Origin of the sequence: Streptomyces sp. NPDC051173 (assembly GCF_040689515.1) — a bacterium.
Classification (GTDB): domain Bacteria; phylum Actinomycetota; class Actinomycetes; order Streptomycetales; family Streptomycetaceae; genus Streptomyces.
The window spans coordinates 108,391-129,868 of sequence record NZ_JBFBBD010000006.1; the positions used below are offsets into that span (position 1 = coordinate 108,391).

The following is a 21,478-nucleotide window of genomic DNA, read 5'->3' on the forward strand; positions in this document are numbered from 1 at the left end:
CCTCGGGACGGCAGTGCCACCGAGCTGGATGGTAGGTGCGCGATCGGGCGTGCCGGACCGGACGTACCAGAGGTAGCCGCTGGATGACGATCCGTCAATCATGCTGATGCGCCCGTGTGGGGGACGCGGCAACGCGGAAAACGGTGGTCATCCTTGCTGGTGAATGCCGACACGCCGCGCGGGGAGGACGCGCGGCGTGTCGGGGGCGAACCGGGCGGGGAGCGGTCAGCGGGTGCCGACCGCCGCCCTTACGGCACGCCTGGCGAGCGCGCAGTCGTCGTGCAGGCGACGCAGCAGCAGCCGCTGCTCCTCACCGGACTCGGCGACACCGGGTGCGGTCGGCGTTGCACCGGGTGCGGTCGGGGCGGGCTCCTGCAATGCGCGCTGGACAGCCGTTTCGTACGTACGGATCTCCCGCGTCAGCACGAGCATCAGATTCACCAGAAAGGCGTCACGGGAGACCGGGCCGGCCTGCTGTGCGTACTGGCTGATCTGACGGCGGGCACCCGGGGCGTCCCCGAGGACGGTCCACAGGGTGGCCAGGTCGTATCCCGGGAGATACCAGCCGGCCTGGTCCCAGTCGACGAGCACCGGGCCCGCGGGGGAGAGGAGGATGTTGGAGAGCAGGGCGTCGCCGTGGCAGAACTGCCCCTGGACATGGGCCAGCCCGTGCAGCAGCTTCTGGAGATCACCCAGATCGCGGTCGGTGAGCAGGCCCAGCTCGTGATAGCGGGTGATGCGCTTGCCGTAGTCGAGCGGCATGTCGAACATGCCGGCCGGGGGCCGCCAGAGGTTGACCCGGCAGACCGCGCCGAGTGCCGCGCGGACGTCCGCGCGGGGCGGGGGGTCGGTCGGGTGCCGCTGGGCGGCGGCCGGCCGGCCGGGCATCCGCTCGATCACCAGCGTGCAGTTGTCGGGGTCCGCGGCGATCGGCCGCGGCACCCGCACCGGCGGCCGGTGACGGACGAACGCCCGGTATGTAGCTATTTCGTGGCGGAACCGCTCGGCCCATGCCGGAGAGTGGTCCAGTAAACACTTGGCCACTGCTGTGCTGCGGCCGGTGGATCCGACCAGCAGGACCGAGCGCCCGCTGCGGCGCAGCACCTGGACCGGGTTGAACTCCGGGCAGATGCGGTGCACCGCGGCGATGGCCGTGCGCAACTGCGCGCCCTGGGGGCCGGACAAGTCGATTCTCCCGCTGAGCGGTTGGCCGCCGAGCCCCGCGGACCGCCGGGCCCGTCCGGCCCCGAAGGCAGCTCCCGCGGCGTGGGAGGGGTCGAGGTACGGTCCGCCGCCGACGTGCTGCGGACGGAGCTGCCGGGGCGGCGCGGACACGGAGGACGAGGCTGCATACATGTGCGGAACAGATCCCTTCGGGTGCCGGCGAATTACGGCGCTCCCCGGTCCCCGGGCCGTGGGGCACCCTGGGGAATGCCTTCCGGCTGCGGGGTGGCCGGGGTGGCGCGTTCCTACATCACACCCAGTCGCGGGTGGCACACCATCTGGCGCACCCTGGCGAACCCTGGCGAATACTCGCTTGGCCCATGACGGCCCGCTACCTTCAAGTCAGCCGAGAACCTGGGGGCTTGACGTGACGAGGGAACCCAACACCCGCCTAGCGGATCTGTTCGGCCTGGCCGGATGGTCCAAGGGCGAACTCGCGAGACTGGTGAACCGGCAGGCGGCCGTCATGGGCCACCCGCAACTGGCCACCGACACCTCCCGAGTGCGGCGTTGGATCGACATGGGGGAGTCCCCCCGCGATCCCGTGCCCCGTGTGCTGGCAGCCCTCTTCACCGAGCGGCTCGGTCGTGTCGTGACCATCGAGGACCTCGGGTTCGGCCGGCGAGGGCGCGCAGGCAAGGGGCAGTCCGCTGACGGGCTGCCCTGGCCGCCCGAGCGGACCGCCGCGGTCCTCACCGAATTCACGGGAATGGACCTCATGCTCAACCGACGCGGCTTGGTGGGCGCGGGCGCCGCGCTCGCCGCAGGCTCAGCACTCAGCAGCGCTATGCACGACTGGCTGCACTCCGATCCGGTTCTCGCCTCCGACGCTCCCCGCTTCACCGACCCCCTGCACCTGAACTCCACACACGCCGACAACGCCGGGCTCGACCGCTACGAGGCGGCGCCCGTGGGCTCCACCGAGATCGACGCCCTGGAGCACTCGGTCGACGTCTTCCGCGCCTGGGACTCCCAGCGCGGCGGCGGCCTCCAGCGCAAGGCGGTCGTGGGCCAGCTCAACGAGGTGGGCGGCATGCTCGCCTACCACCACCCCGAGCACCTCCAGCGGAGGCTGTGGGGGGTCGCCGCCAATCTCGCGGTGCTCGCCGGCTGGATGTCCCACGACGTGGGCCTGGAGCCCACCGCGCAGAAGTATTTCGTCATCGCCGCCCACGCGGCACGCGAGGGCGGCGACCGGCCACGGGCGGGGGAGGCGCTCTCCCGTGCCGCGCGCCAGATGGTCCATCTCGGCCGCCCGGACGACGCGCTGGACCTGATGAAGCTCGCCAAGTCCGGCTCCGGCGACGAGATGCTGCCCCGCACCCGCGCCATGCTCTGCACCATCGAGGCATGGGCACAGGCGTCCATGGGCCGGGGCCAGGCCATGCGGCGCACCCTGGGCGAGGCCGAGGAGCTCTTCGTCTCGGACAAGGGCGATGTGCCACCGCCCAGCTGGATGCAGTCGTTCGACGAGGCGGACCTCCACGGCATGGAGGCGCTGGCGTACCGCACGCTCGCGGAGCACGACCCGGCGGCCGCGGCCGTCGCCCAGCAGCATGCCAGGGAGGCGCTGGCCCTCCGGAGGAACGGCTACCAGCGTTCCATGATCTTCGACTACATCTCCATGGCGTCGGCCTGCTTCATCGACAACGACCCGGAGCAGGCGGACGCCTATGCACGGCTGGCCCTGGTGTCCATCGGCGAGACCTCCTCGCATCGCACCTGGGACCGGCTGCGCGTGATGTACCGGCTCACCGGCAGGTACGCGGGCTACGGCCGGATCGAGGACCTCCGCCAGGAGATCAAGCAGGCTCTCCCCAAGGCTCCGAAGGCCCCGGGGAAGGGTATGCGCAAGGACCCGGGCAAGGGCACGGCCGTGTAGCAGGGGAACTCGCCCCGGATCACCGCATCATGTGAAGACGGTGGATCGCCAGGTGCTTCGGCCGGGCCCGTGTACGGATCTTTCCCCAGAGGTCCCCAGAGGATCGCCTCAACGGGCCGTCTCAGCCGCGGATACGGGCGATCAGTACGCAGGCGTCGTCCTCGCGCTCCTTGCCCCCGAACTCCTCCAGCACGGCCCTCACGCACTCCTGGGCACTCCTGGCCGTGGCGAACCGCGGTGCGAAGTCCAGCAGCCGTTCCGTGATCGCATCGGTCGGCTCGGTGCTGCGGGGTGACAGGCCGTCGGTGTGCAGCACCAGCACGTCGCCGGGCTCCAACGGCTCTTCGGCTTGGGCGTACGCGGCATCGGGCACCGCTCCGAGCAGCATGCCCTCCGGTGGCCGGAGGGCGCTGCCGACCCCGCCGCGGAAGAGCAGCGGGGCGGGGTGGCCCGCCTGCGACCAGCTCAGCGTCCTGGTCGTGGGGTCGTAGCGACAGCAGACCGCGCTGCCCAGGGCGGGCTGCGCGGAGGCATCGAGGAGGTGATTGAGCCAGCCCATCAGGGGGCCCGGCTCGGCCCCGGTGACCGCCATGCCCCGCAGCGCGCCCAGCAGCATGGCCATGCTGGAAGTGGCGGCCACACCGTGCCCGGTGAGGCCGCCCACGCTCAGCAGGGTCCTGCCGTCCGGCAGTTGGAGGGCGTCGAACCAGTCCCCGCCGACCAGCGCGCTGCGGGCGGAGGGAAGATAGTGCGCCGCGAGATCGAGGGTGCCGGGGGCCGCGTCGGCCTCCGGCACCGTGCTGCCCGGGGGGAAGCCCAAGGAGCCGCGCCACGGCGGCAGCACGGCTTCCTGGAGCTCAACTGCGAGGCGGTGCTCGGTGCGCGCGGCGTGCCGGTGGTGCCGCAGCGAGTCGCGCGTCTCCTGCACGGCCTGGCGGCTGCGGCGCAGCTCGCTCACGTCCCGTAACACCGCCCACATGGAGGCCGCGGCGCCGTCCGCGTCGAGCACCGGCTCGCCCATCATGTGCACGGTGCGCTGCGAGCCGTCGCCGCGCACGATGCGGAATTCCCCGTCGATCGGCCTGCCGTCGACCAGGCAGTCGGTGACCATCGCGGTCAGCAGCTGGGTGTCCTCCTCCACGATCCAGGAGGGCAGCTCGTCCAGCGTGGGCGCGCCGTCCTCGGGGCGGCGGCCGAAGAGCTCGAAGAGCTCGGCGGACCAGGTGACGTCGTCGGTGAGGAGATTCCACTCGGCGCTGCCGGCCTTGCCGAGTGGCGCGCCGGGCTCCTGGCCGTGCGCCCCGGCCGGATCCGCGGGCAGCGCCTCCGGGCCCCCGGCGCGGGCCGTCGTGGCTTCGTCGGGCAGCCCTTCCCGGAGCTGGTCCAGGTGCTCTCCGAGGTCGTCGAGCTGGTGCGCGGCGAGCTCGCACAGGGCGCGCTGCCAGCGTGCCCGGGGGTCGGCGGGCAGTTCCTCGCCCACGGTCTCGCGACGGACTGCGTCGAGGTCGCCACGGAGCCGGCGCGTGAGCGAGATCAGCGCGTCGACGGTCTGTTCGGGCGGCTGAACAGCGGAACGATCCGTGTGGAGAGGGGACGGCATGACGTACTCCGATACGGGCGTGGCGCGACCGGCGTTGGGTCCGGGGGGAAGGCCGGTAACGACTGTTGCACAGGGAGCGAGGGCCTGTAAGTGGTTTGGCAACACCCGATCCGGTGGTGTCGAAGGCATATGTCATCGGCAATAGGGGCTTTTGTCAGGGGCATGAGGTATGGGGTGTTCGGGGTGCGGCGGAAGGTGTTCGGCGGCAAAGAAAGGGGGTGGAGGGGCGGTGAAAGGGGGTGACGTGTGCATGGAGAGCTGGCGTCACGCGGAGTGCGGAGGGAGGAAGGCCGTCAAATACGGTCAAAGATCCACTGTGCGGCCGCGGTGGTCCCGGAGCGCCGCCGCCCGGGGTGCGGACCGGGGAGTCCCTGGCCGCCGGTGCCGGCGGCCGGAGGGAGGGGCGGACGCGGGCAATTCGGGCGCGACTCGGCGGAATGCTCGGCTCCGGGTAGGCTGCGGGCGCTCGGAGACCTCGAGTTCCCGCTGTTCACCAGGCATAGCACCGGTGGACACCGGCAAGAATGCCGGACGACGGAAATCCCGTTGCCAGTCGACTCCCCGCACCGGATGCTGACCCCATGTTCGATCCAGACATAGCGCCCAGCGGCACCCTGCTCGGCCTCCTTCAGCGAGGCCGCGGCGACGGGACCCTGCATGCCCTCGCGGCGCCCCGGGCGGAGGCGCTCGCGGCGCTGCACCACTGCGTGCTGCACGACCCCCGGCGTGACTGGCAGGTTGAGAACCGCTCGCTCTATTACGCGCGCCTCCACATGGACCTCGACGGCGGGTTCGACGAGATCGAACAGCACCTCTTCCACCCCGACGACCTGCTCGACACCGCCGAGGAGCGCACCGGGCTGGCCCTCGCCGTCCTCGGCCACCTCGCGTCGTACGGCCGCACGGACGCCCTGCTGCTGCTGCGCCGTTACGCGATCTCCGGAGGGAACTGGGCCTGGGCGCTCGACGAGCTGGCCCTGCGCGACGACGACGCCGGACTGCTGGGCCTCGGCGAGAGCGTCCTCGCCCGCTTCCCCAGCACCCCCGCGGGTGAGACCGCGCTCGCCGCGGCCGTGCGCGACGCCTTCGAGCCCCGCCCCTGGCGGCTGTGGGCCGACGACCGGCAGTCGCCCGCGACCGCCGCCCGCGTCCGCGCCGCCCAGGAACAGGGCTCCTTCGACCGCTGGCAGCGCCAGCTGCGCCCGGCGGGCCCCCGGCCCGGCTGGAGCGTGCGCGAGGTCCTGGACTGGGCCCAGGAGGGGCTCGCCCTGCACCCCACCCAGCTGCGGCACGTCCCCGCGACCCGCTGCCTCACCGCCGTCGCCGGCCCCGAGGACCGGCTGGAGATCATCCAGGCGGCCGCGTCCGGCCCCGAGGCCGCGCGCGCCACCGCCCTGCGCTATCTCGCCGAGCACCACGACCCCCAGGCCCTCGACCTGATCGAGACGGCCGCGGCCGACCCCGACGAACTGGTCGCGGAGGCGGCCGTCACCGCCTTCGAGCGCATGCGCGACACCGCCGCCCTGGAGCGGGCCCGCGTGTGGATCCACCGCGCCGACGCCCTCGGCGCCGCGGCCGCGGGCATGCTGGCCTGCCGGGGCGCCGCGTACGACTCCGCGCTCGTGCTCGGCGCCCTGCGCCGGACCGTACGGGCCGAGGGCCCGGACGCCGCGGTGCTGTGCGACCTCGTCCACGGGGCCGGGCGGCTGGCGATCGGCTGCGCCGCGCCCGTCCTGCGCCACATCTACCGCGAGACCTCCTCCTCGCAGCTGCGCGGGCGCACGGCGCGCGCCCTGGCGGCCACGGACCCGTCGTTCGCCACCGGCTTCGCTGTCGAGTGCCTGTGGGACTGCGAGGAGACCACCCGCGAGCTGGCCGCCCACCACGCCACCACGGCGGACGCGCGTGTGGTCGAGCAGCTCCGCAGACTCGCCGCCGACCCGGCCGAGGAGGCCGAGGTCCAGACGGCGGTCCGCAGCCGCTTTGGCCCCGAGGCGCCCTCGGCGGGATGATCTCGGCATGACTTCCACGATCATGCCGCGCGCCGCGGCGGGCGGCCGGGCGCTGCTGCTCTCCGCCACCCTCATATCCGCCGTCGCCGTTCCGCTGGTGGCCGGGCCCGCCGCGGAGGCCCGGCCGCGTGCCGCGGCCGCCGCGGCCGCCGCGGACAGGGCCACCACCGCCGTCCGGATCACCGAGGGCCAGGTCGCCGAGGCCGCGCCCGGCCGCCCGATCCTCTACCCGAGTGTGACGAGCTGCCTGACGGTCACGGTCCGGCTGAAGGACGGCGGCAAGGTGGGCGCGCACGCCAGCCTGTTCCAGGTGCCCGGCGAATACCGCTCCGACCGGATCCTCGCCGCGCTCGGGAGCCGGGTCGGGAAGCGACCGGTGAGCGGCGTCGAGGTCAAGGGCGCGGTCGGCGCCTGGTACCCCGGCTACTTCACCAAGGCCATCGAGAGCTACGGCGAAGGGGAGACCGTCCCCTACCCCACGGCGCCCGACGCCGAAGGCATCGCGAAGGCGGTGGCCTCGGGGCTCGGCGTGCCGCGCGCGAAGGTCACCGTCGAGGACCTCCCCGACGGCGATCTGACCGTCAACTGATCCGGTCCGGAGCGTCATTCGCGGTGCGCGAGGGCCTCTCCTCACACACCGGACGGGCCGGATCGTGCACACGCGCATCAGCTGCGTCCAGCCTGTCCGGCGATCGAGGACACCACGGGCAGCGGTGGTGCGGACGGCACGGCCCGCACCCGGCCACAAGATCCGCCGGACAGGCCCCGCGCCACCGCCGATGCGAGCTTTCCCGCCTTCACCTGCTTGAATCGGACCAGCTGAACGTCGACCGGACTTCAACTGACCGCGTCCCCGTGCCAAGCTGAGGCGACGGACGCCATGACCAGGAGGTTTTTGATGACGGACAGCAACGCGTCCCAGGACACGCCCGAGGCCGGCGCCGAGGACGATGTGAAGCGGAAGTTCCGCGAGGCCCTGGAGCGCAAGCGCGGCCAGTCGGCCGAGGGCGGCGCCAACGGCCAGAGCCGCGACGGATCCAAGGTCCACGGCACCCACGGCAAGGCGGGCGGCCAGCGCTCCTTCCGCCGCAAGAGCGGCTGACCGTCCCCTCGCTCAGGTACGGCGGCGCCCGAAGGCCCGCCGTGCCAGCCGGATCGCCAGCGCGATCAGCATCACCACGAAGAGCACGACGACGATCAGCACCACCAGCAGGAAGATGCCCAGCTTCGCGAAGAAGCCCTTCTTCTTTTTCTTCGCCTTCGCGGCCGTGACCTGGTGGTCCACGGTGGCCCGGGCGGCCTGCCGCGTCGAGTGCCGCACGGCGGCGGGCGCCGGGGCCGTATCGGCGGTGCCCGCCGCGGCCGCCGTCCGGCCGGCGGACGCGACCGTACGGGCCGGGCTCTGCGCCGAAGCGGTCGGCACGATCAGGGCGGCCCCCAGGGCCAGGGCCGCGACGACAGCCGCACGGCGGGTGCGCCGGCCCCGGCGCCGCACGGCGGCTGTCGACCGCCGGTCGCGCGGTGGCCCGTCAGCTTCCAACTCAGCGATCATCCATGCCCCCATGGTGTGCCGGGTGCCCCTGGCAGCGCAGGCGGTACCGGCGGGCGAACCGCCGGCGTCCCCATTATCGGCCCACCGCACGCGACTTGAGCAGGGCGCGTTCCGGGTCGCCGGGGCGTGACGGAATCGCGGGGGACGCGCCCCGCGCGGCCGGACACACCCGACCGGGCCGGTCGGCCCGGCGAACCGGCGCGTGCGCACGAGGAATCGCGGGAGGCCGGACGCCCGGTCGCGGCCACCGTGGGCAGCCGCGCGGTCGCCGCCCCGCGCACGTCAACACCCCACCCGTCACTGTCACCCCACAGGACCGCCCCGCATCGCGTCGCGAACCCGGCACCCTCCGCCCGCCTGGAAAGCTGGACCCGCGAGGCCCCGGCCCCGCCGACGCCTCCGTTCCCCGAACGCACACCGCGAGGACCCGTGACCCTCGACCCGCCCCTGCACTCCGTCGCCCCCGAACGGTCCCCGGCCGCCTTCTTCTCGCGCTACTACACGCGGCGCACGGAGGAGCTGTGGCCCCGGCCCGACGACGCCCTCGACTCCCTGGCCCGCTACGCCCTGCTGCCCCACGGCAAACTGCTGCGCCCCAGGCTGTTCCTGCTGTGCGTCGCGGCACTGGGCGGCGACCTCGCCCAGGCCGCAGCCATCGCGGCCGCCCTGGAGAGCCACCACACCGCGAGCCTCGTGCACGACGACCTCATCGACGGGGACGCCGAGCGGCGGGGCCGCCCCTCGGTCCACGCGCGCTTCGGCACCGACCGGGCCCTGCTCGTGGGTGACGCCCTGATGTGCCGCTCCTTCGCGGACGTCGCCGGCTGCCGCGTCCAGGGCCTCGCACCCGAACTCCTGCTGGACATCATCGTCCTGGCGGGCGACACCGGGGTCGAGATCTGCCGGGGCCAGCTGCTGGAGGACCGGATGCGCACCGACCTGGGCTGCGGCCTCGACGCGTACCTCGCCATGGTCACCCTCAAGACCGCCGCCCTGCTGCGCTCCACCTGCCGCATGGCGGGACTCGTCACCGGCGCCGGCCCTGAGGTGACCGCGGCGCTCACCGCCTACGGCGAGACCCTGGGCATCGCCTTCCAGATGCGCGACGACCTCCTGCCGTACCGCGCCCAGGACCCACGGTCGCGGACCGGCAAGCCCATGGCCAGCGACCTGCGCAACCGCCGCCCCACGCTGCCGTTGCTCCTCGCCCTGGAGCGGGCCACCCCACGGCAGGCCCGGCGTCTGCGGCGGCTGTTCCTGCGGGGCGAGGGACGGCGGGCGCGGAGCAGGCTGACCGCGCTGGTGCACGAAGTGAAGGCCGTGGAAGCGGCGGTGGGGATGCTGGACGCCTACGTGGAGACCGCGCGCACGCACCTGAACCGGCTGCCCGACACTGCGCACCGCGAGCAACTGCACCGGCTGACGTACGCGATGAGCACGAGCTGACGCGGGGTGCCGGGTCCGTGCGCCCCGGTCAGACCGCCGTGGCCGGTGTGCCGAATTCGCGCAGGGCCTCGTTCACGATCGTCTCCAGGCGCTCGTGGTGCGCTCCGCGCCAGTACACGCGCTCGCACTCGACGCACTGGGCGAAGACGTCGTACGTGGAGCGCGTGCCGTGCTCCAGGCGCTCGCCCACCGACTGCTTGTCGGCGTCGCGGAGCGGGCCGTTGCACGCCGTGCACCGGCTCCAGGGGGCGAGGGCCGGGGCGAAGCGGCCGAGGACATCGCGCAGTTGCTCGTCGGGCCGGTCGCTGTATACGTAGGCGCCCGCCCAGATCTCCCGGCGCCGCAGCAGCCCCCGGTCGCGGGAGAGCAGCACCCGGCGCTCGGCCGCCGAGAGGGCCGCGAGGGCGGGGTCGCCGATGTCCTCGCTCTCGTAGGCGGCGTCCACGCCCAGCAGCCGCAACCGCCGCGCCAGCGTCCCCAGGTGTACGTCGAGGAGGAAGCGCAGGGGAGCCCCCGGCACCTCCTGCGGGCGCGTGACGGCGCGCACCTCGACGTCCTCGCCGGCTCCCGGGACGTACGACACCGGCACCCGCCGCCCGTCCACCAGCAGCTCGCCCACCTCGGTGAGCGGGACACCGAACGACTCGACGACATGGCCGAGCGAGGAGGCGCCGTCCGTGGCCACGGGGGTGCGCTCCGCGCGACGGTCGACGGCCGCGAAGAGCCGCAGTTCAGGGGCGAGGGTGAGGCGGATCTGGCAACGGTTCACACCTTCAGCATAGGAAACGGCCCGCGCGCGACGGGGGCTACCCGGCCCGGGCCTCAGCCGGCGCGTGCGGCCGTGCCCGGTGCCACCCGGCCGCCGATGTCGATCGTGCCGTCGGCGCGCGGGCGGGCGAGGATCTGCGAGGCGGCGCCCTGGCGGATGTCGAGGGCGCGGCCCAGCCGGTCGGTGAGCGTCAGCGCGGCCGCGCCCGTCGCCTCGTCCTCGGCGATGCCGTCGCCGCGGCGGGGGAAGCCGCGGGCGCGCACCCGGCCCGCGCGCTCGTCCTGCCAGGCCCAGGCGTACAGCCAGCCCTCGCCCTCGGGCGGCGCGGGCAGCGCGTCGACCTCGGCCGGTGAGGCGTACCGCTCGGTGTGCCGTCCGGCCGCCCATGCGGCGCGGCCGCGCACCCAGGTGAACTCACCGTCCCCGTGGACGCGGACCTCGCCCGCGGGCGGCCGCAGCACCTCGGCCCCCAGCAGCCACCCCACGCCGACCAGCGGGTGGCCGGCGAAGGGCAGCCGGACGCTGGGCGTCCAGATGTCGACGACGCCTCGCTCGGCGTCGTCGACGAACACGGTCTCGCTGTGGCCGAGTCGGGCGGCGAGTTCCCGCCTGGCCGTGTCACCGCGCACGGCCGCGCCGTCGGGGACGACGGCGAGGGCGTTGCCGCCCTCGCCGTCCGGTCCGGTGAAGACGCGAAGCACCTGGATGTCGATCATTTGGGCATTCAACATCAGGCGCCGCGCGCCGGCCGGGTCAGGGCTGCCTGGTGTCCGGGGCGGCCGCGGGTCCCTGACGCAGGAACGACAACAGCCGGGTGAGTCTCCCGGGCGGGCGAACGGTGGCCAGGTAGGCGTGTTCCGGCGGCGCGGCGGACGGAGTCTCCGGCTCTGCGGCGGAGGGGGAGCCCGCCGGGAGACCGGACGGTTCCTCCTCGGCGATGACGGCGGGCGGTGGCCCGGAGGGGTGGTCGCGGTAGACCTGGGCGCGCAGATAGGCGCCCACGGTACGCGCGGGGTCGAGGGGCATGACAGCTTCTCTCCGGTCTCTCTGCTCTCGTACCTGCTGGGTGTGCGGGGCGTGGAGGGCGGCCCCGGGCAGCGGGGCGCGCCTCGCCCTCAGCAGCGCAGGACGGTGTGACCCGCGCGGGTGGCGCACGCCGGAGCGGCGTCGGCGCGGGGGACGAGCAGGGGGAGGCGCAGCCGGGCGACCGGGGTGGCCGGGCCGGTGGGCAGGGGGACGCGGCGCCCTGCCCGCACGGCGCTCCCGGGGAGCAGCAGTACGGAGGTGACGCACTCGTCGGAGGGGGCGAACTCCGAGGAGGAGGTGCCCTCTTCGCGGTCGTCGCCGTACGCCACGGCCTGGACGCCGCCGCCCGCGAGGATCAGCAGCAGGGAGATCAGCACGGCGGCCGCGGCGCGGAGCGCCGACTGCGGCAGCGCGGGACCCCAACCAGGCATGGACTTAGCGTAAGATTGCCATTACTTTGCGCGCATTCCCGCGTTCGGGTGATTTTTCCGGATCTCGCAGGAGGGCTACTTCCTGGCGGCGAGCTCCTTGTCCAGCCAGCGCAGCACGACCGGGTACTCCTCGCGCCACGTCTGGAAGTTGTGTCCGCCCTCGTCGCGGACGAGTTTGGTGACGCGCGTCGGAGGCTTGGCGGCGGCCGCGAACTTCAGGGTCGGCTCGTAGTTCTCCTCGCCGGTCTTGCTCGTCGACACCAGCAGGGACACGGGCGGCGGGGGCATGTGTTCGAGGCGCCAGGTCAGGTCGTTCTCGTTCCTGTACGCCTTGCTGCCGGCGTAGAGGTCGCCGGTCTTGCCGTCCTGCCGGGCGAAGTAGTCCGCGGACAGCCCGGCCGCGGCCCCGTACCGCGCGGGATTGGTCATGGCGAGCTTCAGCGCGCAGTAGCCGCCGGTGGAGTTGCCCACGGCGCCCCAGGAGCCCACGGCGTCCGAGGCGCGGTACTGCTCGGAGACCGCCAGGGGGAGGTCCTGGTTGAAGAAGGCCAGCGCCTGCGGACCGCCGGGCACGTCGGTGCAGTTGGTGTCGCGGTCGGCGACGACCGAGGGGCGCACCAGGAGATAGATGGTGGGCCGGATCTGCTTCGCCATGATGGCGGAGGAGGCCACCTGTGGGATCTTGAGCTGGGTGATGAGGTTCTTGGAGACTCCTGGCTGGCCCGTGATCGCCACGACCACGGGGAACTTCTCGCTCGCGTGCTCCTTCTGGAAGTACTGCGGCGGCAGATAGGCGTAGCCGTCCATGCTCAGCCCGCTGACCGGGCCGCGGATCTCGACGCTGTCCACCTGGCCCGCCTTCTCCCGGGCGCCCTTCAGGCCCACCGACTCCTGGCCCTTGACGGTGAGGGCGGGCACCCGCTCGCCGCCTTCCGCGCCCGGCTCGAGGGACTGGCGGCTGGAGGCGCGGCCGAGGAGCTCGTTCCAAGTGGAGTAGAAGCCGAAGGTGTTGTTCGCGGCGACGAGGAGCACCGCCAGGATGCTGAGCTGGGTGACGGCCAGCAGCCCGATCCGGGCCGCCAGGGGCAGGAGCCCCTTCCGCGCCGCGCGCGGCCACAGCCGGAGCACGAGCACGCTCACCGCGAGGGCGATGAGCGCGAGGACGATGAGGAACGTCTGGGACGTGAGGCCCACGGTGGTCACTCCTCGTGGAGGGAGGTTCCCCAGGAGAGACGGGATACGACCGGTATGGGTTTGCTGTGCGACGGCCGATGTCATCTTATGTCGGTGGGGAATGCCCGGCGATTCCAGCGCGGGGCGGGCCGTGGCCGGCCCGCCCCGCCCAGGCGTGGTCAGCCGCGGTCAGCCGTGGTCGCGCAGGAGCTTCGCCTCCAGCTCCGGGTCCAGCCCGGGTGCGGGGCGGTCCGGCCGCCGCGGTGCCACGCCGCCCAGCGTCCGCAGCCACGCCCACGTGTCGGCCACCGTCTCCTCCGCGGGCCGGCACCGCAGCCCCGCGGCCAGGGCCTTCGCCGCGGACCCCCGGTGCATCGTGTCGTACGCCTCGCCGCGGGGCACCCACACCGGAAGGTCCGTCCACGGCTGGATCCCCGCCGCGAGGATCGCCTCGGGGTCGGTCCAGCGCAACTCGGCGTCCGAGCCCGTGGCGCGCACGCACGCCTCCAGCAGGGCGCCCGTCGTGGTGTGTCCCGGTGGGGCGATCAGGTTGTACGGGCCGGAGAGCCCGTCCGTGATGGCGTCCAGCGTCCAGGTGGCGAGGTCGCGCACGTCGATGAACTGGAGGGGGAGGTCGCGCGGCCCGGGTGCCAGGACCGGGCCGCCGCGGGCGATCCGGTTCAGCCACCAGGGCAGCCGGCCGATGTTCTCGCGGGGGCCGAGGATCAGCCCGGCGCGTACCAGGAGCGACGCGTCGTCGCCGAAGGCCGCCGTCGCCGCGAGCTCCCCGCCGCGCTTGTCCTGTGCGTAGTCCACCGCGTCGGCGTCCGGTGAGCCGTCGACCACGGGGTGGCTCTCGTCGTGTCCGTCCGGCGAGGGGTAGGTGTAGACGGAGCCGGTCGAGACGTAGGCGTACCGCCCGACCCGCCCGGCCAGGGCCCGTGCCGCGTCGCGCACGGCCACCGGCGCCGCCGACCAGGTGTCGACGACCGCGTCCCACTCGCCCGTGCCCAGGGCCGCGTGCCCGTCCGGTGCCGTGCGGTCGCCGTGCAGCGCGGTCACGCCCGCCGGTGCCGCGTGCCGCCCGCGGTGGAAGACCGTCACCTCCCAGCCCCGGGCCAGGGCCTCCTCGGTGACGGCGTGGCCCACGAATTCCGTTCCGCCCAAAATCAGTAGCCTCATGAGGGAAACCCTGCCTCCTCAAGAGCGTTGACGGAAGTGACGTCAGCCGTGAGCGGATCTGCCGTGAGCAGAGGGCCGGGGTCCGGGTTCCGCCATCAGTCGGTAATCCTTCAACCAGCCGTGGATCGGGTGGAGTTGATCGTTCCCCCAAGGATTTGAGCGCAACCTTACTTAGAGGGGGGAGCGCGGCTCCCGGTTGCTTCCCTGGCTTGGGATCGATCTTGGAAGGCGCGTCGGCGGTGAGCGCCGGGTGGGTGATGTATCCGGCAATTGACGGGTGCAACGGGCAAGCCGGACAGGAGGCATCAGGCCGATCTCCGGGCGCCCCATTCCCCGGGGGACCTCTGTGGCACCGCGCGAAGAGGGCGCGTGTCACGGCGGTGTGTACCAATGTCGGCACAGGTCATCGCGGAGATGGCCGCCGGGCCCCGGGGAGCCGCCTCCGGCAGGGGTCCCCGCGGGGTTGCGTCCAATTCCGGACAGCGGCCGGGCACATGTGCCTTGGCTACTCGGCAGTGCGCCAGCGGGACCCTCGGCCATGGCGCACTATATGGCTGGGCGGTCGAGAGGCATCGGTGTCTCTCGAGGGCCGGGCGCCGTCGTGCCCGGTGCCCGTGGACACCGTCGTACGGCTCGGGCTCCGGCCGTACGGCATCGGTGGCGGACACGGCGTCCGCGCCGGACGCAGGAGAAGCCGGCGGTCGGGTGGGGAGGCGCGACCGCGAAGGGGCCCATTCCGGGGACTTGTCCGATGTGCCGTGGTGCCGGGTCCGGCCTGCGCGCACACGTCGTACCGGACGGCCGCGCACCGGGTGCGCGAGGCCGTTCTGGGGGGAGAGAACCATGGGTCGTCCGACCCGTCTTGCCGCAGCCTGGGCTGCGGGCGCCTTGCTGGCCGTGGCCGTTCCCGTGGCGGGGGCGCAAGCCGCGGACACCACTCCGAGGATCGACCTGCGGGTGCTCGTCGTCGACGACGGCGGTCCCGCCACCGAGGCGATACGCGCCGAACTCGACGACGCGGGCACGCCGTACACGAACGTGGCGCTCGACGACTCCGGGCGGCCCCGGATCGACGACGCGTTCCTCAGCGACACCGTCGACGGCAGACCCAGGGCCAAGTTCCAGGGTGTGGTGCTGCCCAACGACAATCCGTTCGGGGCGAATTCACCGGAGATGGCGGCGCTGGCGTCCTACGAGAAACGCTTCGGCATACGCCAGGTGGACGCCTATACGTATGCCCGCCCGGCCGTGGGGCTCAACACCCCGCAGGACTCCGGCTACAGCGGCACCCTCGACGGCACGTCCGCGCAGGTGACCGCGAGCGGGGCCGCCGGGCCCTTCGGCTATCTCAGGAAAAACGTTCCCTTCGAGGACAACGACCCCGGTGTAAACGAGAGCTGGGGCTATCTCTCGACCCCGCTGGACAAGCAGGCCGACGGCGCCACGTACACCAGCTACCTCGACGCTCCCATACCCGGCGGCACGGGGCGCGGTTCACTGATCGGCCAGTACACCCACGACGGCCGCAGCGAACTGGTCGTCACCTTCGTCTACAACCAGTACCAGCAGCAGTTCCGCCTCGTCTCCCGCGGCATGGTGGAGTGGCTGACCCAGGGCGTCCACCTCGGCGCCTCCCGCAATTACTTCGCCGTGCACGTCGACGACGTCTTCGCCTCCGACGACCGGTGGGACACCAAGCTCAAGTGCACCCCCGGTGACGTCGACTGCCCCGGCAACCCCACCCCCGACCACCCCGCGCTGCGGATGACCGCCGCCGACGCGCAGTACGCCAAGCAGTGGTCGCAGAGCCACAACCTGCCCCTCGACCTGCTCTACAACGGCGTCGGCAGCGAGGAGTACAAGGCGGACCACGGCGGCGCGCCCGACCCGCTGCTGAACCAGCTCGTCGCGGACCAGAAGTCCTTCCGCTGGGTCAACCACACCTACACCCACGCGTTCCTGGGGTGTGAGCAGAACACCACCGTCGTGCCCTGGACGTGCCAGACCGACTTCTTCGGCAAGGTGAAGTGGGTCGGCGGGCCGGTCATCAACGGCCAGATCAACGACAACCTCAACTGGGGCGCCCGGCAAGGCTTCACCCTCGACCGGGACGAGTTGGTGACCGGCGAGCACTCCGGCCTGCGGATGACGCCGCAGCAGCCCGACGACAACCCCAACCTCGCGCCCGTGCTGGCCATGAACGGCGTCCGCTGGATCGGCAGCGACACCTCGCGCGAACGGCAGCAGCGTCCGATCGGCGCCGCGCTCACCGTTCCCCGCTACCCGATGAACGTCTTCTACAACGCCGGCACCGCCGCCGAGGAGACCGACGAGTACAACTGGCTCTACGCCAAGAAGGCCGACGGCGGCAGCGGCACCTGTGAGAACTCCAAGGTGACGACCTGCCTGAAGAGCCCGCTGGACGTGAAGACCGGCTTCGGGTCCTACATCGTGCCCCTGGAGAGCCGGATCGCGCTGAGCCACGTGCTCGCCAACGACCCGCGGCCGCACTTCATGCACCAGTCCAACCTCTCCGAGGAGCGCATCGGTTACACGGTCCTGGAGAAGACCCTCGCCGACTACGCGGGCCTCTACGCCGACAGCACCCCGATCGTCAACCTCCGCATGCGGGACATCGGTACGGAGCTGAGCAAGCGGTCCGCCTGGAAGGCCGCGGTCGCCTCCGGCATCACGGGCTACCGCATCGGCTCCGCGGTCACCGTCAGCGCTCCGGCCGGCGTGGAGACCACCGCGACCCTGCCCGAGGGCACCGTGCAGCTCAAGGGCGCGACCACCATCCCCTTCGGCACCGCGTACGCCGGAGCGCGCTCCGGGTGGGCCACCCCCGCCGCCGGGCAGACCCAGCTCTCCTTCACCCTGCCCGCCACCGCCACACCCGCGGCTACGCCGGCCACGGCCCACGCCGCACGGGTGCAGGACCCGGCGGCCCGCCCGACGATCCCCCAGGGCGTCACCCGGCCCGTGCCGTACGGGCCGGGACCGGGCGCCCGCCGCTGAGCGCACCCCGTCACCTCAGGCCGCGCCACCTCTGGAGAAACCGAATTCCATGCACGGACCGCTTGCCGAAACGGCATCCGACACCCCCTCGGTGACCCTGCTCACCGAGGGGACCTACCCGCACAGCCATGGCGGAGTGAGTGTGTGGTGCGACCAGTTGGTGCAGGGCATGCCCGACGTCGACTTCCGGGTCATCGCGGTGACGGGCACCGGCCGGGAGGCCCTCGCCTGGGAACTCCCGTCCCACGTCCGCGGCGTCGAGACCCACCCGCTGTGGGGCCCGGCCCCGGCCGGCCGGGCCCTGCGCGGCCGGGCCCTGCGCTCCTTCCTCACCGCTTACGAACAGTTCCTGCTGGCCCTCCTCGACCCCGCGCAGGAGCACCACTTCCCGCGCGCCTTCTACCGGCTGGCCGACCACGCGGCGGCGGGCACCCTCGCCCCGGCCCTGCGGGGCGAGGCCGCCGCCCGCACCCTCGTCCGCGTCTGGAACAGGACCGGACTCGCCACCGCCGCCGCGCGCCCCACGCTCCACGACGCGCTGACCGCCACCGACCTGCTGGAACACGCGCTCCGCCCGCTCGCCGCCGACCCGCCCCCGGGCGGCGTCACCCACGCGGTGAGCGGCGGGCTCGCCGCCGTGCCGGGCCTGGTCGCCCACCACCGGCACGGCACCCCTTTCCTCCTCACCGAGCACGGCATCTATCTGCGGGAGCGCTACCTCGGCTTCCGTACGGAGCCGTACACCTGGCCGGTCAAGGCCCTGATGCTGGGCTTCTTCCGGCTGCTCGCGACCGAGAGCTACCGGTGCGCCGCGCTGGTCACCCCGGGCAACCGCTACAACCGGCGCTGGGAGGAGCACGGCGGCACCCCGCCCGCCCGGATCCGCACCGTCTACAACGGCGTCGACCCGGCGGCCTTCCCGCCCGCCGGACCGGAGCCGCAGACCCCGACCCTCAGCTGGGCCGGGCGCGTCGACCCGATCAAGGGCCTGGAGACGCTGATCCGGGCGTTCGCGCTCGTCCGGGCCGAGATCCCCGAGGCGCGGCTGCGCCTCTTCGGCGGCACCCCGCGCGGCGGGGAGGGCTACCGCACCTCCTGCGAGAAGCTCGCCGCCGAGCTCGGTGTCGGCGAGGCCGTTGTCTTCGAGGGCCGGGTCGAGGACATCCGCGACGCCTACGCCGCGGGCAACGTCGTGATGCTCTCCAGCATCAGCGAAGGCTTCCCCTTCACCCTCATCGAGGCCATGTCCTGTGGCCGGGCCACGGTCTCGACCGATGTGGGCGGGGTCCGCGAAGCGGTCGGCGACACCGGGCTCGTCGTCCCGCCCCGCGACCCCGGGAGCATGGCGAAGGCGGCGCTGAAGCTGCTGCGGGACGACGCGCTGCGCGCCCGCATGGGCGAGGCCGCCCGGCTCCGCGTCATCGAACAGTTCACCCTCCGCCAGACGATCAGCGCCTTCCGCGACATCTACCGCGACCTCGCCGGTGTCGGCCGTCCGCCCGTCGAGCACCGCTGGCGGGGGCCCCGGCCCGCTCACGGGGAAGCCGCTTCCGTCCCCGTCATGGCCATGGCGGCAGGTGACGCCGGATGAGCGGGTTGCTCCGCCTGGTGCCCGACGAGCCCGAGCCCGTCCACGACCTCGCCGGCACCCCGGCGTCCGGCCGTCCCAGACCCCGGCCGAGCTGGGCCGCGGATCCGATCGACGAGCTCGCCGAGGAACTCGCCGAGGTGTGCGCCGTCGCCGTGCACCCCGACGAGATCGCCGCGGTCCTGGAGGCCGACGGGCTGACCGGGGAACAGATCACCGAACGCTACGGCCGGGCCGACGCCTTCGCACTGGCCGCGGAGCTGTACGCACGCGTCCCCCGCAGCCACCCCGAGCCCGGCCCCCGCCCCGACCCCTGGCGCACGCACCCCGCCCAATTCCTGCTCAGAGCACTGGTGTTCACCCTCCCGGGCCTCGGCTACGCGCTCGGCGCACCGCTGATGAACGGCGCCCGGGACGGCTACGGACTGCCCCAGGGCACCGTCGGACTCGTCGTCTCGGCGCTCGTGGCCTGGGCCTGGAACCAGGGCTTCGCCCACCGTGCCTACCTCCGACTCGCCGTGGGCCGCCCCGCCGCGGGGCGCTGCCTGCGGTGGGGAGCGCCGGCCGGCGCCCTCCTCGCCACCGCGGCGACGCTGGCGGCACCCCGGAACGCCGGGGTCACCTCCTTCGCCGCGGGCCAGGCCGTGTACCTCGCGGGCGCCACCGTCCTGCTCGTCCTCGGCAGGGAACGGCTCCTGCTGCTCACCCTGCTGCCGACCGCCGCCGGGGGAGCGCTGCTCCTCGCCGTCCCCCTGCCCGCTCCCGTGCGGACGGCCCTGCTCCTCGCCACCGTCGCCGGCGTGACCGGCGCCGCGGCGTACGAGATCCTCCGCACCCGTGGGACCGGCACCCCGGACACCCCGCCGCCCCCGCTGTCCCCCCTGGCCTCACTGCCGTACGGGCTGTTCGGCCTGGGCTGCGGTGTGCTCACCACCCTCGCCGCGCTCGGTGACGTCCTGCGCCACTGCCCCGGCGCCCGCACGGCCGGTGCCGCCGTCATCGCGCTCACCCTCAGCATGGGAGCCGCCGAATGGCTGCTCTACCGCTGCCGGAGCATGGCCCTGGCCGCGCTCACCCGTGCCACCACTCCCCGGGGACTGCTGATCGGCGGGGTCCGCGTACTCGCCTTCTGCGCGAGCGTCTACCTCGCCGTCCTCGCCGTCCTCGCCCTGGCCACCGGCGCGCTCTGGCCGGACGGTCCGCCGGTCACCGCCGTGCGGCTCGCCGGCCTGCTCGCCCTCGGCACCGTCCTGTGGGCCGGACTGCTGCTGCAGGCCTTCGGCGTCGCCTGGGTCCCGGCGCTGCTGTGCCTGGGCGCGGCCGGCGCCGAATCGGCCGCGCTGGCCTTGCGGACCTCGACGCCCGCCACGGTCCAGCTCCTCGTCTGTACGGCCACGGCTGCCGCCCTGCTGGCCGTCTCCGCCCAACGGCTCGGACGCCTCACCACGCACCGCTGACGTACCGCGTACCTCCAGCACCGCACGGCGCCACCACGGGCCGGTCCTGCGCACAGCCCGCCACAAGGGAGATCCCTCATGCCCGCATCCGCACCCGTCGCCGTCACCGGCGCGGAAGGCTTCATCGGCTCGCACCTCGTCGAGGCACTCGTCGCCTCCGGCCACCGGGTCCGCGCCATGGTGCAGTACAACTCCTTCTCCTCGTACGGCTGGCTGGAGACACTGCCCGGCGAGGTGATGGAGCAGGTCGACGTCGTCCTCGGCGACGTCCGCGACCCCGGCTCCGTCACCGGGCTCGTCACCGGCACCGAAGCCGTCTACCACCTGGCCGCCCTGATCGCGATCCCGTACTCCTACCGCGCCCCGCACAGCTACGTGGAGACCAACGTCACCGGCACCCTCAACGTGCTCGAAGCCGTGCGCCACCTCGGCGTCCCGCGCCTCGTGCACACCTCCACCAGCGAGACCTACGGCACCGCGCAGACGGTGCCCATCAGCGAGGACCACCCCATCAACACCCAGTCCCCGTACGCCGCTTCGAAGGCCGGCGGGGACCGGCTCGCCGACAGCTACCACGCCAGCTTCGGCGTGCCCGTGGTCACGCTGCGGCCGTTCAACACCTTCGGACCGCGGCAGTCCATGCGCGCCGTCATCCCCACCGTCATCGGCCAGGTCGCCGCCGGACAGCGCGTCATCACCCTCGGCGACCTCCGCCCCACCCGCGACTTCAGCTACGTCAAGGACACCGTCGCCGCCTTCCTCGCCGTCGGCACCGCGCCCGCCGCCGACGTCGTCGGCCGCACCTTCAACTCCGGTACCGGCGAGGAGATCTCCATCGGTGACCTGGTGTCCCTGATCGGCAAGCTGATGGACACCGACCTCGACGTACGCCCCGACCCCGAGCGCATCCGGCCGGAGAACTCCGAGGTCATGCGGCTCGTCTGCGACGCGAGCCGACTGCGCGCCGCCACCGGCTGGGCCCCCGCGCACCCGCTCGAGGAGGGCCTGGCCGCGACCGTCGACTTCTTCCGCGACCCGCGGAACCTCACCCGCTACAAGGCCGGCATCTACAACGTCTGACCCGGCCGGCCCCGCTCACCACCCGACGTCACCCACGC

Annotated in this window: 18 protein-coding genes; 9 read left to right on the top strand and 9 right to left on the bottom strand. The window is 73.2% G+C overall.

What is annotated here, in order from left to right; genetic code table 11:
• Window positions 1-225: 225 nt before the first annotated feature.
• Window positions 226-1,356, bottom strand: coding sequence for an aminoglycoside phosphotransferase family protein (locus AB0435_RS06260; protein ID WP_366002536.1), 1,131 nt, complete (start codon window positions 1,354-1,356; stop codon window positions 226-228).
• A 235-nt stretch (window positions 1,357-1,591) separates the two neighbouring features.
• Here AB0435_RS06260 and AB0435_RS06265 point away from each other — a divergent pair, with 235 nt between their 5' ends.
• Window positions 1,592-3,106 (top strand): hypothetical protein, encoded by a 1,515-nt coding sequence (locus tag AB0435_RS06265; protein ID WP_366002535.1) that lies wholly within the window; start codon window positions 1,592-1,594, stop codon window positions 3,104-3,106.
• A 121-nt stretch (window positions 3,107-3,227) separates the two neighbouring features.
• Here AB0435_RS06265 and AB0435_RS06270 read toward each other — a convergent pair whose 3' ends face one another.
• A complete protein-coding gene (locus AB0435_RS06270) occupies window positions 3,228-4,706 on the bottom strand; it encodes a SpoIIE family protein phosphatase (RefSeq protein WP_366002534.1) in 1,479 nt (492 codons plus the stop codon).
• A 581-nt stretch (window positions 4,707-5,287) separates the two neighbouring features.
• Here AB0435_RS06270 and AB0435_RS06275 point away from each other — a divergent pair.
• The 3 genes from AB0435_RS06275 to AB0435_RS06285 all read left to right on the top strand — a co-directional run bounded on the left by AB0435_RS06275 (window position 5,288) and on the right by AB0435_RS06285 (window position 7,820).
• Window positions 5,288-6,718, top strand: coding sequence for a HEAT repeat domain-containing protein (locus AB0435_RS06275; RefSeq protein ID WP_366426332.1), 1,431 nt, complete (start codon window positions 5,288-5,290; stop codon window positions 6,716-6,718).
• Between the two features lie 7 nt (window positions 6,719-6,725).
• On the top strand, window positions 6,726-7,307 hold the full coding sequence (locus AB0435_RS06280; RefSeq protein WP_366426333.1) for a hypothetical protein: 582 nt from the start codon (window positions 6,726-6,728) through the stop codon (window positions 7,305-7,307).
• Window positions 7,308-7,616: 309 nt separating this feature from the next.
• Window positions 7,617-7,820 carry a DUF5302 domain-containing protein gene (locus tag AB0435_RS06285; protein WP_366002531.1) on the top strand — a complete coding sequence of 68 codons (204 nt, stop codon included), beginning with the start codon at window positions 7,617-7,619 and terminating at the stop codon, window positions 7,818-7,820.
• Between the two features lie 12 nt (window positions 7,821-7,832).
• On the opposite strand, the gene AB0435_RS06290 is transcribed toward AB0435_RS06285, so the two are convergent.
• Entirely contained in the window at window positions 7,833-8,270 is a 438-nt protein-coding gene (locus AB0435_RS06290) for a hypothetical protein (RefSeq protein ID WP_366426334.1), read from the bottom strand.
• A gap of 429 nt (window positions 8,271-8,699) precedes the next feature.
• Here AB0435_RS06290 and AB0435_RS06295 point away from each other — a divergent pair, with 429 nt between their 5' ends.
• Complete coding sequence (locus tag AB0435_RS06295; RefSeq protein WP_366008158.1) at window positions 8,700-9,716, top strand: polyprenyl synthetase family protein; 1,017 nt, start codon at window positions 8,700-8,702, stop codon at window positions 9,714-9,716.
• A gap of 28 nt (window positions 9,717-9,744) precedes the next feature.
• Here AB0435_RS06295 and AB0435_RS06300 read toward each other — a convergent pair whose 3' ends face one another.
• The 6 genes from AB0435_RS06300 to AB0435_RS06325 all read right to left on the bottom strand — a co-directional run bounded on the left by AB0435_RS06300 (window position 9,745) and on the right by AB0435_RS06325 (window position 14,297).
• Window positions 9,745-10,485 (bottom strand): Mut7-C RNAse domain-containing protein, encoded by a 741-nt coding sequence (locus AB0435_RS06300; RefSeq protein WP_366008159.1) that lies wholly within the window; start codon window positions 10,483-10,485, stop codon window positions 9,745-9,747.
• Window positions 10,486-10,538: 53 nt separating this feature from the next.
• Window positions 10,539-11,201, bottom strand: a complete 663-nt coding sequence (locus tag AB0435_RS06305) for a PhzF family phenazine biosynthesis protein (RefSeq protein ID WP_366426335.1) — start codon at window positions 11,199-11,201, stop codon at window positions 10,539-10,541.
• 37 nt (window positions 11,202-11,238) lie between these two features.
• Window positions 11,239-11,511, bottom strand: a complete 273-nt coding sequence (locus AB0435_RS06310; RefSeq protein ID WP_366008161.1) for a hypothetical protein — start codon at window positions 11,509-11,511, stop codon at window positions 11,239-11,241.
• An 89-nt stretch (window positions 11,512-11,600) separates the two neighbouring features.
• Window positions 11,601-11,942: a hypothetical protein gene (locus AB0435_RS06315; RefSeq protein WP_366008162.1), complete on the bottom strand. Its 342-nt coding sequence runs from the start codon at window positions 11,940-11,942 to the stop codon at window positions 11,601-11,603.
• A 75-nt stretch (window positions 11,943-12,017) separates the two neighbouring features.
• Complete coding sequence (locus tag AB0435_RS06320; RefSeq protein WP_366008163.1) at window positions 12,018-13,136, bottom strand: alpha/beta hydrolase-fold protein; 1,119 nt, start codon at window positions 13,134-13,136, stop codon at window positions 12,018-12,020.
• Between the two features lie 168 nt (window positions 13,137-13,304).
• Entirely contained in the window at window positions 13,305-14,297 is a 993-nt protein-coding gene (locus tag AB0435_RS06325) for an NAD-dependent epimerase/dehydratase family protein (RefSeq protein WP_366008164.1), read from the bottom strand.
• 843 nt (window positions 14,298-15,140) lie between these two features.
• Here AB0435_RS06325 and AB0435_RS06330 point away from each other — a divergent pair.
• From AB0435_RS06330 to AB0435_RS06345, 4 genes are all read left to right on the top strand, one after another.
• Window positions 15,141-17,315 carry a hypothetical protein gene (locus tag AB0435_RS06330; RefSeq protein WP_366426336.1) on the top strand — a complete coding sequence of 725 codons (2,175 nt, stop codon included), beginning with the start codon at window positions 15,141-15,143 and terminating at the stop codon, window positions 17,313-17,315.
• Between the two features lie 49 nt (window positions 17,316-17,364).
• Window positions 17,365-18,906, top strand: coding sequence for a GT4 family glycosyltransferase PelF (gene pelF / locus AB0435_RS06335; protein WP_366008166.1), 1,542 nt, complete (start codon window positions 17,365-17,367; stop codon window positions 18,904-18,906).
• Complete coding sequence (locus AB0435_RS06340; protein ID WP_366426337.1) at window positions 18,903-20,360, top strand: hypothetical protein; 1,458 nt, start codon at window positions 18,903-18,905, stop codon at window positions 20,358-20,360. The genes pelF and AB0435_RS06340 overlap by 4 nt, the downstream gene beginning before the upstream one ends.
• Before the next feature lie 78 nt (window positions 20,361-20,438).
• Window positions 20,439-21,440, top strand: coding sequence for an SDR family NAD(P)-dependent oxidoreductase (locus AB0435_RS06345; protein WP_366426338.1), 1,002 nt, complete (start codon window positions 20,439-20,441; stop codon window positions 21,438-21,440).
• Window positions 21,441-21,478: the final 38 nt, after the last annotated feature.

What these genes read in the sequence shown, in the direction of transcription:
- AB0435_RS06260 (WP_366002536.1), bottom strand. Translation starts at nt 1,356, where the DNA reads ATGTATGCAGCCTCGTCCTCCGTGTCCGCGCCGCCCCGGCAGCTCCGT.
- AB0435_RS06270 (WP_366002534.1), bottom strand. Translation starts at nt 4,706, where the DNA reads ATGCCGTCCCCTCTCCACACGGATCGTTCCGCTGTTCAGCCGCCCGAA.
- AB0435_RS06275 (WP_366426332.1), top strand. Translation starts at nt 5,288, where the DNA reads ATGTTCGATCCAGACATAGCGCCCAGCGGCACCCTGCTCGGCCTCCTT.
- AB0435_RS06280 (WP_366426333.1), top strand. Translation starts at nt 6,726, where the DNA reads ATGACTTCCACGATCATGCCGCGCGCCGCGGCGGGCGGCCGGGCGCTG.
- AB0435_RS06285 (WP_366002531.1), top strand. Translation starts at nt 7,617, where the DNA reads ATGACGGACAGCAACGCGTCCCAGGACACGCCCGAGGCCGGCGCCGAG.
- AB0435_RS06290 (WP_366426334.1), bottom strand. Translation starts at nt 8,270, where the DNA reads ATGATCGCTGAGTTGGAAGCTGACGGGCCACCGCGCGACCGGCGGTCG.
- AB0435_RS06305 (WP_366426335.1), bottom strand. Translation starts at nt 11,201, where the DNA reads ATGATCGACATCCAGGTGCTTCGCGTCTTCACCGGACCGGACGGCGAG.
- AB0435_RS06310 (WP_366008161.1), bottom strand. Translation starts at nt 11,511, where the DNA reads ATGCCCCTCGACCCCGCGCGTACCGTGGGCGCCTATCTGCGCGCCCAG.
- AB0435_RS06315 (WP_366008162.1), bottom strand. Translation starts at nt 11,942, where the DNA reads ATGCCTGGTTGGGGTCCCGCGCTGCCGCAGTCGGCGCTCCGCGCCGCG.
- AB0435_RS06325 (WP_366008164.1), bottom strand. Translation starts at nt 14,297, where the DNA reads ATGAGGCTACTGATTTTGGGCGGAACGGAATTCGTGGGCCACGCCGTC.
- AB0435_RS06330 (WP_366426336.1), top strand. Translation starts at nt 15,141, where the DNA reads ATGGGTCGTCCGACCCGTCTTGCCGCAGCCTGGGCTGCGGGCGCCTTG.
- pelF (WP_366008166.1), top strand. Translation starts at nt 17,365, where the DNA reads ATGCACGGACCGCTTGCCGAAACGGCATCCGACACCCCCTCGGTGACC.
- AB0435_RS06340 (WP_366426337.1), top strand. Translation starts at nt 18,903, where the DNA reads ATGAGCGGGTTGCTCCGCCTGGTGCCCGACGAGCCCGAGCCCGTCCAC.
- AB0435_RS06345 (WP_366426338.1), top strand. Translation starts at nt 20,439, where the DNA reads ATGCCCGCATCCGCACCCGTCGCCGTCACCGGCGCGGAAGGCTTCATC.